We start from the raw sequence: 12,856 nt of genomic DNA, 5'->3' as shown, positions 1-12,856 counted from the left end.
CGCGGCGGCGCCCGCGCCGGGGGAGGAAACGCCGCTCGCCCTATGGGCTCCCGGCGTTTCCTCCCCCGGCGCGTCGCTCAGAACCTGTTTCATGCGTGTTGCCATCGGTGATCTCCTGAAGACTGCCCTACAGTAAATTTACCGGGGGGTGTTGTCTCACCTACATTGGCACAGAGGGGTTACCGGGTTGTTCTGGCAACTGATCATCTCGTGATTCTCTATACCGCCAGCCTCACATCAAGCGCTTACCTGGCATTTAATCGCATCGGCAACAGTAACGCTTGGGCGGTAGGCTGGCTACGGGGCGCGCGCTTCTCGCAGATCGGCACTTTCAGGTTTTGATGCGGGACGGCCGCGACTGGCCGATGCCGAACCTTATTGATGTCCGCGGCAGTTAAGGTGCGATCGAGCCAGCCGACCAGGGCCGATCATCAAGGGTGGCGAGATGGGTTTCGCTGCGCTCTACCCATCCTACGGGGCTAACTCCATCCCACGGTTGTAGCTTCGCCTACCGCTCGATAAGTCGCTCGCTCCAGTAATCCAGTAATCCGGTCGGCGGCTCCCGTGCGCGACCGCCAAAATCAGCACGCCTTCATCGTCAACGGTGTAGACGAGTGAATAGAGGAAGGTCCGCACCCGCAACTTGCGCACCCCTGGACGGATTTCGGGACCGACCAATGGAAACTCAGCAATCCGCGCCGCCGTCCGCCGAACCTCGCCCAGCAGGCGTCGCCCCAAACCCTTGGCGCGAAGCTCCAGGAAGCCCAGTGCCTCGAACAGTTCCGCCTCCGCCGCATCATGGTAGCGGACCTCATTCACTCAACAGCTGCTCCGCGCGTGCGTAGACCTCTTCCGCGGGCCATGCCCGCGCCTTGCCCTTACGCAAAGCGGCGAGCCGCCGCTCGGCCTCTTCGCCCCAGAGCAGGTCCGACTCATCCTCATCCAAGTCATCAAGGCTCGCCAAGAGCCGCTCGGCCAGAACCGCCCGGTCCGCAACCGGCAAGCTGAGGACGGTATTCAGGACATCTTCAACGATCGGCATCGCGATGCACCTCAAAGAAAGTCGGCACGGGTCCAGGGTGAACGCCAGCCAGCGCTTTGAATTGTAGGCCAACCGCCTCGTCCGCGGGAGGATCGTCGCGGTTCTCGCGTAGCCCCCTGCGACGCGAGAGAGGCAACACGCTCGTTGCCCGCGCCGCTGCGCTGCAGAGCACAACATTCGTATCGAGAAAAATCTTAGCGCTCATGGGCCTCCTCGCGCGTCATCCGCTCGTCGGCGCTAAAGCCTTGGGCGCGATCCAGCGCGGCGAAGAGCGCTGCCGCAGGATTGTGCTCACCCTCGCCAGGGTGCGCAAAGGTGCGCAGATAGTCGCGTACGAAGGCGCTCACGGTCGGGTTGCGCTCGGCAGCGGCGATGCGCGCGCGCTGATAGGTTTCTTCATCGACAGAAAGCGTTATGTTCTTCAACGGTCCAGGTCCTTAAGCGACGTTGGCCGTCACGGGATAGATGACATCCTCACGCAGGGCTTGAGCCGCAAACGCCAGTGCAGCACGGATATCCTCGGGTCCCAGCCGCGGGTTGGCCTTGATGATCTGCTCCTGAGATTCCCCCGCGGCAAGCCGCTCCAGGATGGACTCGACCGTGATCCGGGTACCGGCGATGGCCGGCTTACGCATCATCACATTCGGATTTGAGACGATCGCCATCAGTATGCAACTCCAAGGAAAGTTGGTCTGGAATCGGGCTGTCTGCCGGGGGCGGTGCCGCGAATTGTAGGCCAACGACCTCGGCGGTAAGCTGGCTACGGGGTGCGACATTCTCTCAGCTCGGCACTTTCAGGTTTTGATGCGGCAGCGCCGCGACTGGTCAATGCAGAACCTCATTGATGTCCGCGGCAGTCAAGGTGCGGTCCAACCAACCCAGCAGCGTCTCGGCGTCGGCGGCCAGGATGCAGCGGCGCTGCTCATCGGATACCGCGCCGAATTTGCGCTCCAGGAGCCGCAGCAGCATGGTGGCTTCACCAAGCTGAAGGCCGATTTCCTTTCCGCGCTGCTCGCCGATTTGTTCAAACCGGGTCTGAAATGAAACCATGGCCTTGTTCTCCTCGGGATAGTCACGCTGATATTGTTCGCGCTCAGCGTCGCTCAAGGCGGCGTAGATATCGACGAACTGGACGTATTTGAGTTGTTTCTCGGGATCCGGTTCCAGGGCCAGCAGTCCGCGCACTGCCCATGCATAGACGGCCACGCGGTCCTCGTCCAGGTAGCGCATGTTGGGCAGGTTCAAGCGCGCGACCAGGTTATCGCTGTCGCGGTAGTCCTGCCAGTCGAGGTCGAACAGACTGCTGGACAGGTAGCGGAACGCGAGATAGCGTTGGCGGTCGCCGCCGAGCAGCAACTCGGATGGACGCTGTCCCTGGTGCAGGAAGATCGCGACCGGCACGACCCGCTCGGTACCGAACAGTTCGGCCAGATCGAGGCAATAGTGCGCGAGGCGATGGATTGAGAACCGGCGCGCCTCGGTCTCTTCCTCCAGTACGAATAGCAGCGCCTCGCGACGACCGTCCGGCCACTCGACCAGCAGCGGTACGTCCAGTTCACGAAAGCGCTCGCCCAAGCGCTCCTTCAGTTGTTCCTCACGGATCGAAATGATCTGGGTCCGTTCGTCAACGCCCTCGGCCTCGTCGGCGGCGAAGAACCGCACCGCCTCCCGCGGGTAATCGACGATCAGGTTCTTGAAGTTCTGGTCGTGGTCCACGGAAACCCCTCAAGCCTTCTCTGCCAATGGGTTGTGCCCGGGATGTCCGGTACGGTCTTGGCAGAGTCTGGGGAGAAATCGGCATAGTTGCAAGCGGCCCAATCCCCTGGGGTGCGATGCAAACCCGCTATCCGCGCAACATCCCCGGCTAAATTGCCCCGCGCTGCCGGTCCAACCAGGCGGTCAGTTCGGTCCGCTGTGCCGGGGTCAGCACCGCCAGCCTCAGCACCAGGTCGGCCAGCCAGTCGTCTTCGCAGTAGAAGTAGGTCACCGAGACCCCGAGGACCTGGGCGAGCTTACGGGCCGTCTCGAAGGGCGGCTCGTGTACGCCTGTCTCGTAACGGCTGATCCGCGCGCTGCTGCAACCCTCATCCAGCCCGATCAGAACGCCCAACTTGTCCTGGGCCAGTCCCGCGCGCTCGCGGGCCTGGCGCAAGCGCGCACCAAAGCAGCACGGCCTCTGTGAGGACTTCTCGACCATCCGGCGATGGTCGCGACAACGCCTTGGATCGACTCTACGTAACACGTAGAGACGGGGCCTGATTCGGTGCTCATCATCAAGGGCAGTGTTGAAAATCGATTCTTGCGGCTGGTCGGCAATGTGACCGGCCCATGATGCCGACCGGTCTGCGCCGGTGCGGCTAGTCGTTCTTCGCCTCGCTCACTTAAGGTGGTAAACATGGTGATGCTGGCTCCCCCGCCGCTCAGCGGTATGCGTTCTGATCGTCCGTGCCGCGGCTTCGCCGAGGCGCTTCGCCCCATGCGAAGGCGTTCCTGGGCTTTGTCGATCCCGTTGCTGTTGTCGTCCGGAGTCGCCTCGGCGCTGACGGTCGAGGGTTACACCACCTACGGGGGGGCGGCCAACGATGCTGGATCTGGCATCGCGGTAACCGGCTCGCGCATCTACTTTTCCGGGTCGATAAGCGACTCCGCCGAGGGCCTGGTTGGCGAATTTCCCGCGGCGCTGCCGGCGACGCCGACCTGGACCCGTACCTGGCCAACCCTCGCCTCCGCGGATTATTTCACCGGTATCGCGCTGTCCAACAATGGCGCTTATGTCTCCGGCACAAGCTATGCGCGTACTACCGATCTTGTCGGTGGCAAGGAAGCGAAAGGCATCACGGTTCGCTTCAACCTCGACGGTTCCGCAGGGGCGGGCTACGGGGGAAACGTCTGGGAACGGCAAACCCCGCCTGCACCCGGGGGTTTTTCCTACGGCGGTTACGAGTTCCTGACGGGAATCACCTCAGCTACCCAGGCCGGCCAAGCGTTCGTATTCAGTGTCGGCTTCGGTCAAGTTTCGGGCTGCGACTGCTGGGGCTCGTTCGTGGATAAGTTCGATGAGGCTGGCAATCGTTTGTGGACGCGCAGTGATTCCACCACCGCTACATATACCTTGCTCCGTTCGTCTGTCGCGGCAAGCGCAGATGCGGTCTACGTCGCCACGTCGAGGGGTAATCCGGCAACTAAACCGTACATCAGGAAGTACGATGCAGCCGGAACCCTGCAATGGACGCGCACGTCCACCGCCTCCGGAAGCTACCGCGGCGTTACGCTCAGCGGCACGACCGTCATCGCCGTCGGGCAGGCACCGCTGAGCGCAGGCGCCACCGACTTCCTGATCGAGGCTTGGGACTCCGCCGGCAACCCGCTCTGGTCACGCACCTACGACGCCGGCGGCACCACCGAAACCCTGGATGGGGTCGTCGTTCTGGACGGCCGGGTCTATGCGGTGGGCGCGGTCACGCCCGCGGGCACCGGGGCCAAGAGCGATGGTATCATCCTGGAGGTCAACCTCACGACCGGTGACCTGATCGGCTCCAAGACCTGGGGCGGTACGGACGACGACAGTTTCTCGGGTATCGCCGCGGCGCAGTTGGACGTGGGTCCCCGGCTCTTCGTGGTCGGTACCACCAAGAGTTACGGCAACGGCGGCTCCGACGTCGCGATCCTGCGGGTTGATGTAGAGCGACAATTGGGGGCCTGGCAAGCAATTCTGGGGCCGACGGTTGCCAGGGTCTCGCATCAGGCGACACTGCTGCGGGACAACCGCGTGCTGGTCTCGGGAGGCCGGAGTGGTTCGGCAGCCGTTGCCAGTGCCGAAGTCTACGATCCGGTCGCGAACGTTTGGGCCGCCACGGGGGACAGTCTTACCGCGCGCTTCGACCACACGGCCACCCTGCTCGCCGATGGTCGCGTGTTGGCCGCGGGCGGTGTGGGCAACAATGCCTCATGCACGACCAACGCCACCAGCGAGGTCTACGACCCGATTAACGGAACCTGGGTGGTTGGTCCTAGTGCGCCGGTGCCGTTCGGCACCGGGCACAGCGCCATTCGGCTCAACAACGGTCGGGTGCTGGTCTCAGGCGGCGGAAACCGCTGCGGGACGGTGTTTCGCTCCGCCGCCCTCTTTGATCCAAACACCTCGAGCTGGACCAGAACCGGCGATATGACCGCGGCCCGGGAGTTCCACAGTTCCACCTTGCTCCCGGATGGCCGGGTATTGGTTGCCGGGGGCGTCGGTCAGAACAGCCTGTTCCTGAGCATCGCCAGCGCCGAGATTTATGACCCGGCCACCGGGCAATGGACCGCCGTACCGGCCATGGCGACCCCACGATCCACATCCTGCAACGGCTACATGGAGCCCTTCCTGGCGACCTTGCCGAATGGGAAGGTCATGGCCGCCGCTGGCTACCGGACGATAGCACCGAGTGGCTGTTTGAACGGGCACACGCGCAGCCTCTCGGCCCTGGCCGAGGTGTTCGACGTCGCGAGCCTGACGTGGGCGCCCGCGGCACCGCTCAGCACCCCGCGGGCACTGACTACCTTGACGCCGCTCCTGGACGGTCGAGTCCTGGTGGCAGGTGGGACCGATGGGACACAGGACCTGGACACGGCAGAACTGTTCAACCCAGCAACCGGCACCTGGGATGGCGCGGCGGCCATGTCGATCCCCCGGTCTACCCACAGCGCCACCCGTTTGGTCGATGGCCGGGTGCTCGTGATCAGCGGTAACACGGCGGAGGTCTTTTCGCTGGGAAGCCCGCCCCCAGCAAATCGGCCGCCGGTCGCCAACCCAGGGGTCTCGCGTCAGATCAAGACCGGTGTGTTGGTCGCGCTGGATGGACGCGGGAGCTACGACCCGGAGGGCCAACCGCTCACGGTGTCCTGGTCCTTCCTCTCGCGCCCGGCAGGCAGCGCGGCGGCTCTGGCCAATGCCGCCACCTTGCAGCCTTCCTTTGTACCGGATGTCGATGGTCAATACCGCGTCCGCTTGAATGTGACCGATCCGCAGGGCGCCGCGGCGAGCGCCCTCATCACGCTCACCGCCAGCGCGAATCGGGCGCCGGTCGCGGTCATTGCCCCGGTCACCGGGAGCATGAAGGTGCCGGTGGATAAGATCATCGACGGGAGTGGATCGAGTGATCCGGATGGTGACCCCCTCCGCAAGTACGATTGGCGACTCGTCAGTAAGCCTCCCAATAGCAAGGGTATGCTGCGACTTGCTGGATGGCAACCTCTTACAGGAAGCAGCGATGCTAGTGGCCTTTGTTCTATTGCCGTCCTGCCGGGTACGACGGGAGCGTCTTATCAGGCAACCCTTGTCATGGACATCCCTGGGGACTACATCGTCGAACTCACGGTTTTTGACAACCGTTGCCTCAGCGGGCAGACCCGCGTGACGATATCCGGCGTTAGTGGCGGTTCCAAGCCGCCGTCTCCGCCGTCGCCACCAGCCATGAACTGCACGATCAGGAGCGGGGTTGCCCCCGGAACCAGCAATCCGGTCCAGTATGTCGAGTGTAACGGCCAGCGGGTCAGCCGCTATGCCTACACCACCGGGTCTCCGCTGGAGTCGCTATCCGGTGTGGGAGTGGCCGCGAACGCGCAATCCGTCGCCTATTGGATCTATAAGACCAAGAGCACGACTGGATTGATGGAGGAGCAGACCCGCTATGTCGCCAACTGCACCCGCAACCCCGGCGCCGCACCAACCGAGATTACCGGCGTCGCCAGAAAGAACCGCGCCTCCTCCCCGGACGAGGAGATCCGCGACTTCAAGATTACCGGCAACGTGGTGACATCGAAGGTTTGCACCGTCTCGGGGCAGAACTGCCGGAGTTCTACGAAGTCGCTGCCTAGCGGTTGCAGCCTGGGGAATTGACGTGATCCATGAATCTCAAACCCGCACCAACCTGAGCCGGGAGCGATGGTCGCGCCCCAGACCTTGTGCCCAACCCGCTGGGCTGCTTGCACGCGGCATTGCCGCGATCTTTGCAGCACTGCTGTGTGCCGCAGCCGGCAACGTCGGCGCGGTTGCCGTCAGCGACTTGTCAGCCGAAGCCCTGTTGAGCGTGTCATTTGCGCAGACCGCCGGCGTGACCGCCTTGAACTTCGTGACCGACGACGGCCAGAACCCGCTGACGACCTATGCCTACCGCGACCCGGATGGGATCACAGGCAGTTCGGCGGTTGCGGGCGGTAGCGTAAGCTACCCATCCGCGAAGTCGCTACGCTTCGCGGCCAGCAATACAACTACGGCGGTTGGCGCGCCCGATCCGCTCATTGAGATGGCCTGGGCCCAGACCTCGCTCGGCGGCGGATTTCTGATCGAGAACTCATTGAGCGCCGACATCGACGCGACCATCGCGTTGGAGTGGTCCTGGCTCATGGGCCTCTCGGCGGCCGGCTCGCCGATCGACGTGGGTGTCGGGCAATTGTCGATCGAGTTGTTGATCGACGGGGTCTCGCTCGCGGTCCCGGTGGATGAGCTTCTGTCAACGCCCACGAGCGGTCCGTTCGCGGGCAACGGCACCTTCACCACGACCGTCACAATTGCGGCGCAATCGTCACGGGAGCTGTCACTGGCTATGTTCAGCCTCGGCGTTGCCCAGTCGACTGTATCCGATGCACCAGTGCCGGGGACCCCGTACCTTTTCTTGCCGAGCCTGGCACTCCTGCGGTTGGTTGGTCGCCGGCGATGCGCTGCGTCTCGCAAGAGGGAGTAGCTGGCAGGGCGTAATCCGTGAACCTAGAAAGGGCAGTTCTCACACGGAGACACAAAGATCACAAAGATTGTCAACGCGATATTTAGGTCGAAAGGGTCACCCGCGCGGTGATCGGCCCAATGCCTTCAATGATTTGTTTGTCTTTGTGTTCTTTGTGGCTTTGTGTGAGCAATTCCCGGCTTTAGGGTGAAGGGTTCAACGTCCTCCAGAGAGGCAGCGCTTGAGCGGCGCCATGGTGCGCGCGGCGCACCCTACGGCCGCGGCGCGGTCAAGGGTCCGGGCACTTGTATCACGCGGCACTAGCCGCCGCGATGCCGCAGCGTCTCGATCAGGATCTCGCGGTTGCGAAAGCGCACGTCCTTGCCCTCGGCGACATAGATCACCTGCTCGGCGATGGCGCCGGCGTGGCGGCCGATGTACTCCAGGGCGTGGGCGATGACGAAGAGCGGGCCCAGTTTGGCCGGCGGCAGGGGCGGGTCCAGTGGCGCCAGGAGGGCCTGGTGCATGGACTGGGTGGCGCTGATCAGCGCCGGCTCGTCCTCGAAGATGCCGACGGCCAGGTCGCAATCGAACTGGGACACCGCGGCGATACTGCGCTCGAAGGCGCAGCACACCAGTTCATCCTGGGCGCGCAGGGCGTGCGCGATCCCGGCCGGCAGGGCGCTGTCGCTGTCGTCGGCGCGGAACTCCAGGGCGCTGCGCGCGATGCGGGCGGCCTTGTCGGCACCGCGTTCGGCCTCACCGGCGATGCGTGCCAGGGCCAGCACGATGCGCAGATCAACCGCGGTCGGCTGGCGGCGGGCGATGACCCGGAACACCTCCTCGTCGGCGTCCAACGCCAGGAAGTCGATCTGCGGCTCCCGGTCCAGCACCCGGTAGGCCGGGCTCAGGTCGGCGTCCAACAGGGCGGAGACGGCGGCCTGGGTCTGCTCGACCACGCGCTCGCCCATGTCGAGGATGAGGCCGCGCAGGCGGGCCAGTTCGCGGTCATAGGCGCGCACGGTATGGGCGTGGGCCAGGTGGTTGCGCACGCTCGGGCTCTGTGGCTCGTCCATCAGCCGAAACGCCCGGTGATATAGTCCTCGGTCAATTGGTGCCGGGGATTGGTGAAGACCTGGTTGGTCTCGCCGACCTCCACCAGATCGCCCAGGTGGAAATAGGCCGTCCGCTGCGAGACCCGGGCGGCCTGCTGCATGGAGTGGGTGACGATGGCGATGGCATAGTGCTCACGCAGTTCGTCGATCAGTTCCTCGATGATCGCGGTGGCGATGGGGTCGAGCGCGGAGCAGGGCTCGTCCATCAGGATCACCTCCGGTGACACGGCGATGGTGCGGGCGATGCACAGGCGCTGCTGCTGGCCGCCGGAGAGCCCGGTGCCGGGTTGGTCCAACCGCTCCTTGACCTCGTTCCACAGGCCCGCCTTCTTCAGGCTGGTCTCGACCAACGCATCGAGCTCCGCCTTGCTGTTGGTCAGTCCATGGATGCGCGGCCCATAGGCGACGTTCTCATAGATGGACTTGGGGAAGGGATTGGGCTTCTGGAACACCATCCCGACCTGGGCGCGCAGCGGCACCGGGTCCACGCGTTTGTCGTAGATCTCCTGACCGTCGAGCCGGATGGAACCCCCGACCCGACAGCCGTCGATGGTGTCGTTCATCCGGTTCAGGCAGCGCAGGAAGGTCGACTTGCCGCAGCCGGAGGGCCCGATCATCGCCACCACCTGGTTCTTGCCGATGTCGAGGCTTACGTCCCGGATCGCCTGCTTGGCGCCGTACCAGACATTGACCCCGCGACACACCATGCGCGGGTCGGGGGCGGTGATATCGCCGATGGTACCGCTCACCCGGCCGCCGCGGGCCAGGTCGGCGGCGCTGATGGCACCGGTGTTGCGGATGATCTCGCTTGCTAACGTACTCATGACGAACCTCGTGGACCCCGGACCGCGCAGTGAGTGCGCGCAAGCCGGCGGTTACCTAAGAAGAGCAGTTATCCACAGATGGACACAGATGATCACAGATTAGTCATTGACTTACGCTTGGCCGGGGACTCACCTTTCCGGTGATTATGGCAATAGCGATAAGCGCCTGACGATTCGAAGAACATCTGTGTTCATCTGTGTTCATCTGTGGATTATAGAATTACCACCGCCGCTCGAAGCGCCGCCGCAGGAGCACCGCGGCCAGGTTCATCAGGACCAGGAACCCGAGCAGGACCAGGATGGCGGCGGAGGTACGCTCCACGAAGCCGCGCTCCGGGCTGTCCGCCCACAGATAGATCTGGACCGGCAAGACCGTCGCCGCGTCCGTGAAGCCCTGGGGCACGTCCACGATGAAGGCGATCATGCCGATCATCAGCAGCGGGGCGGACTCGCCCAGGGCGCGCGCCATGCCGATGATGGCCCCGGTCATGATGCCGGGCATGGCCAGCGGCAACACATGGTGGAACTGGGTCTGCAAGGGCGAGGCCCCGACCCCCAGGGCCGCCTCCCGGATCGAGGGCGGGACCGACTGGAGCGCCGCCCGGCTGGCGATGATGATCACCGGCAGTGTCATCAGCCCCAGCACCAGGGCCGCCACCAGGGGCGTGGAGCGCGGCACGCCGAAGAAGTTGATGAAGACGGCGAGCCCCAGGAGCCCGAAGACGATGGACGGCACCGCGGCGAGGTTGTTGATGTTGACCTCGATCAGGTCCGTCCAGCGGTTCTTGGGGGCGAACTCTTGCAGATAGAGTGCCGCACCGACGCCGAGCGGGAATGAGAAGAGCAGGGTCAGGACCAGGGTGTAGAAGGTCCCCGCCAGGGCCCCGGCGATCCCGGCCAATTCCGGCTCCCGGGAGGTGCCGTTGGTAAAGAAGCCGGTGTTGAAGCGCTTCTCGATGCGCCCATCCGCCGCCAGCCGGTCGAGCAGGGCAATGGAACTGTCCTTGATATGGCGATCCGCCTCGGGCATGGCGCGATCCAGGTGGCCCTTCATCAGCATGTCCACATCGGCACCGGCGATCAGCCACAGGTCGCGGGTGGTGCCGATCACGCTCGGGTGCGCGCTGACCATGGACGCAAGTTGCTGCGGCGCCCCAGCGCTGATCAGGGCATAGGCCTCACGCAGTTGGCGGCGCTCGGTCAGTTCCGGAAACAGCAGACGGACCGAGGCCTTGACCAGTGCCTGGTAGTCCGCGCCCGCCAGGGTCTGCGGGTCGGGGGTGCCCGTCGGTTCCAGGATCGCGGGGTCGAAATACACCGGGACCTGGATGTAGGTCTGCTGGAAGGCGCTATAGCCCTTGCCGGCAATGTCCGCGAACAGGACGGCGACGAACAGCAGGCCGAGCGTGACCGCCGCGGCGCCCATGAAGCGGAAGCGCGCCTCGCGCGCATAGCGCCGCTTGAGGCTGGCATTGACGATGTCGATGGTGCGCCGCGGGGCGCTGGGTGCTGAAGGCGGGGCTTCTATCTGCATGAGTCAAATCCAATCCATTAGCGAACGGTTTTTGTGTCGTTGTCGTTGTCGTTGTCGAGGTTATCGTAGTACCCCGGATTCTCTGGCATCCCAAATTGCATCGCTTCTCCGATTACGACAACGACAACGACAACGACAACGATTGTGGATTATTCGCAGAGCGCGGCCGGGCTATTCATACTGCTCGCGATACTTGCGCACGATGTGCAGGGCAATGATATTGAGTGCCAGGGTGACCAGGAAGAGCGTGAGGCCAAGCGCGAAGGCGGCCAGGGTCTTGGCGCTGTCGAACTCCTGATCGCCGGTCAGCAGGGTCACGATCTGCACCGTGACGGTGGTGACGCTGGCGAGCGGGTTGGCGGTCAGATTGGCCGCGAGCCCGGCGGCCATCACCACGATCATGGTCTCACCGATGGCGCGCGAGACGGCGAGCAGGATGCCGCCGACGATCCCCGGCAGGGCGGCCGGGATGACCACCCGGCGGATCGTCTCGGACTTGGTGGCGCCCAGGGCATAGGAGCCGTCGCGCATCGCCTGGGGCACGGCGTTGATCACGTCGTCGGAGAGTGAGGAGACGAAGGGGATGATCATGATGCCCATCACCAGGCCCGCGGCCAGCGCACTCTCGGAGGCGACCGCGAGCCCCAGGGACTCGCCCACCGCACGAATCATGGGGGCCAGGGTCAGGGCGGCGAAGAAGCCGTAGACCACGGTCGGGATGCCGGCCAGGATCTCCAGCAGCGGCTTGGCGGTGGCGCGCACCCCGCGCGGGGCGTATTCGGACAGATAGATCGCGGCCATCAGCCCGATGGGCACCGCGACCGCCATGGCGATGAAGGATACCAGGAGCGTCCCGGTGAACAGCGGCACGGCCCCGAAGGCGCCGGCCGCGGCCACCTGGTCGGTGCGCATGGCCGTCTGGGGGCTCCACAGGGTGCCGAGGAAGAACTCCGCGGGGTTGACCTTGGTAAAGAACTGGTACGACTCGAAGGCGACCGAGAGGATGATCCCGAGCGTGGTCAGGATGGCGATCGAGGAGCACAGGATCATCACCGCGAGCACGATCGACTCGACCCGGTTGCGCGCGCGCAGGCCCGGCCTGGTCTGACCCAAGGCCAGGGCCAGGCCGCCGAGCGCGACCGCCAGGACCAGGAGCCACTGGGCCCAGCGGGCCAGTCCCTGGAGACGGCCGTACTGATCCGCCGCCGCCTGGATCGCCGGGGTGACCTCGCCGGAGACGATGCTGCCGGCGGCCAGGTTTTTCACATCGTTGAGCATCAGCCCAAGTTCGCCCGGGGTAAGCCCCACGGCGACGGCCGTCGGCAGGTCGGTGCTCACCAGATGGGTGATGACCTGATCCTGGACGCCGGTCCACAGCGCCAGCAGGAGCAGGGCCGGAATACCGGCCCAAAGGGCGGCGTAAAATCCATAGTACGCGGGCAGGGAGTGCAGGGTGTTGATGCGTCCCGCGCCGCCGGCGCTCGTGATCGCGCGCTTGCGCCCGGCCTGATAGGCCAGCGCCATCACGGCGAGCAGGACGAGTAATAGGGTCCAGGTGTGCATACGGACGGCTCTTCGCCAAGGATTCTGAGATGGGTCCGCGCAGAACGCAAGAGGTGCGGCGGTCCGCACCGCGG

At 64.6% G+C, this 12,856-nt stretch carries 12 protein-coding genes; 2 read left to right on the top strand and 10 right to left on the bottom strand.

Going from position 1 to position 12,856, the window contains the following annotated elements:
• Positions 1-471: 471 nt before the first annotated feature.
• The 6 genes from QZY48_RS22330 to QZY48_RS22305 all read right to left on the bottom strand — a co-directional run bounded on the left by QZY48_RS22330 (position 472) and on the right by QZY48_RS22305 (position 3,194).
• Positions 472-819, bottom strand: coding sequence for a type II toxin-antitoxin system RelE/ParE family toxin (locus QZY48_RS22330; protein WP_295435278.1), 348 nt, complete (start codon positions 817-819; stop codon positions 472-474).
• Entirely contained in the window at positions 812-1,042 is a 231-nt protein-coding gene (locus QZY48_RS22325; RefSeq protein ID WP_295435276.1) for an addiction module protein, read from the bottom strand. The genes QZY48_RS22330 and QZY48_RS22325 overlap by 8 nt, the downstream gene beginning before the upstream one ends.
• Positions 1,043-1,236: 194 nt before the next feature.
• Positions 1,237-1,467 (bottom strand): hypothetical protein, encoded by a 231-nt coding sequence (locus QZY48_RS22320; RefSeq protein WP_295435275.1) that lies wholly within the window; start codon positions 1,465-1,467, stop codon positions 1,237-1,239.
• A 12-nt stretch (positions 1,468-1,479) separates the two neighbouring features.
• Positions 1,480-1,707, bottom strand: coding sequence for a DUF433 domain-containing protein (locus tag QZY48_RS22315; protein WP_295435274.1), 228 nt, complete (start codon positions 1,705-1,707; stop codon positions 1,480-1,482).
• A 160-nt stretch (positions 1,708-1,867) separates the two neighbouring features.
• Positions 1,868-2,758 carry a hypothetical protein gene (locus QZY48_RS22310; RefSeq protein WP_295435273.1) on the bottom strand — a complete coding sequence of 297 codons (891 nt, stop codon included), beginning with the start codon at positions 2,756-2,758 and terminating at the stop codon, positions 1,868-1,870.
• Positions 2,759-2,906: 148 nt separating this feature from the next.
• Positions 2,907-3,194, bottom strand: coding sequence for a helix-turn-helix transcriptional regulator (locus QZY48_RS22305; RefSeq protein WP_295435271.1), 288 nt, complete (start codon positions 3,192-3,194; stop codon positions 2,907-2,909).
• Positions 3,195-3,518: 324 nt separating this feature from the next.
• Between QZY48_RS22305 and QZY48_RS22300 the strand changes: the two genes are divergently transcribed.
• The gene (locus tag QZY48_RS22300) at positions 3,519-6,923 is read left to right on the top strand and encodes a kelch repeat-containing protein (RefSeq protein WP_295435270.1); all 3,405 of its coding nucleotides are present in this window, start codon (positions 3,519-3,521) and stop codon (positions 6,921-6,923) included.
• 1 nt (position 6,924) lies between these two features.
• Positions 6,925-7,767, top strand: a complete 843-nt coding sequence (locus QZY48_RS22295) for a hypothetical protein (protein WP_295435268.1) — start codon at positions 6,925-6,927, stop codon at positions 7,765-7,767.
• A gap of 299 nt (positions 7,768-8,066) precedes the next feature.
• On the opposite strand, the gene QZY48_RS22290 is transcribed toward QZY48_RS22295, so the two are convergent.
• The 4 genes from QZY48_RS22290 to pstC all read right to left on the bottom strand — a co-directional run bounded on the left by QZY48_RS22290 (position 8,067) and on the right by pstC (position 12,782).
• Positions 8,067-8,822, bottom strand: coding sequence for a PhoU domain-containing protein (locus QZY48_RS22290; protein WP_295435266.1), 756 nt, complete (start codon positions 8,820-8,822; stop codon positions 8,067-8,069).
• Positions 8,822-9,568, bottom strand: coding sequence for a phosphate ABC transporter ATP-binding protein PstB (pstB, locus tag QZY48_RS22285; RefSeq protein ID WP_295435280.1), 747 nt, complete (start codon positions 9,566-9,568; stop codon positions 8,822-8,824). The genes QZY48_RS22290 and pstB overlap by 1 nt, the downstream gene beginning before the upstream one ends.
• Before the next feature lie 337 nt (positions 9,569-9,905).
• On the bottom strand, positions 9,906-11,219 hold the full coding sequence (gene pstA, locus QZY48_RS22280) for a phosphate ABC transporter permease PstA (protein ID WP_295435265.1): 1,314 nt from the start codon (positions 11,217-11,219) through the stop codon (positions 9,906-9,908).
• 171 nt (positions 11,220-11,390) lie between these two features.
• On the bottom strand, positions 11,391-12,782 hold the full coding sequence (gene pstC, locus QZY48_RS22275; RefSeq protein WP_295435264.1) for a phosphate ABC transporter permease subunit PstC: 1,392 nt from the start codon (positions 12,780-12,782) through the stop codon (positions 11,391-11,393).
• Positions 12,783-12,856 lie beyond the last annotated feature (74 nt).

Source organism: uncultured Thiodictyon sp. (assembly GCF_903828115.1).
Taxonomy (GTDB): Bacteria; Pseudomonadota; Gammaproteobacteria; order Chromatiales; family Chromatiaceae; genus Thiodictyon.
The sequence above is the reverse complement of the archived record's forward strand: the minus strand, read 5'-3'. Positions and strand labels throughout refer to the sequence as shown.

Bases quoted from the DNA above. Each gene is read 5' to 3' on its own strand.
- QZY48_RS22325 (WP_295435276.1), bottom strand. From the start codon at position 1,042: ATGCCGATCGTTGAAGATGTCCTGAATACCGTCCTCAGCTTGCCGGTT.
- pstA (WP_295435265.1), bottom strand. From the start codon at position 11,219: ATGCAGATAGAAGCCCCGCCTTCAGCACCCAGCGCCCCGCGGCGCACC.
- QZY48_RS22290 (WP_295435266.1), bottom strand. From the start codon at position 8,822: ATGGACGAGCCACAGAGCCCGAGCGTGCGCAACCACCTGGCCCACGCC.
- QZY48_RS22300 (WP_295435270.1), top strand. From the start codon at position 3,519: ATGCGAAGGCGTTCCTGGGCTTTGTCGATCCCGTTGCTGTTGTCGTCC.
- pstB (WP_295435280.1), bottom strand. From the start codon at position 9,568: ATGGTGTGTCGCGGGGTCAATGTCTGGTACGGCGCCAAGCAGGCGATC.
- QZY48_RS22315 (WP_295435274.1), bottom strand. From the start codon at position 1,707: ATGGCGATCGTCTCAAATCCGAATGTGATGATGCGTAAGCCGGCCATC.
- pstC (WP_295435264.1), bottom strand. From the start codon at position 12,782: ATGCACACCTGGACCCTATTACTCGTCCTGCTCGCCGTGATGGCGCTG.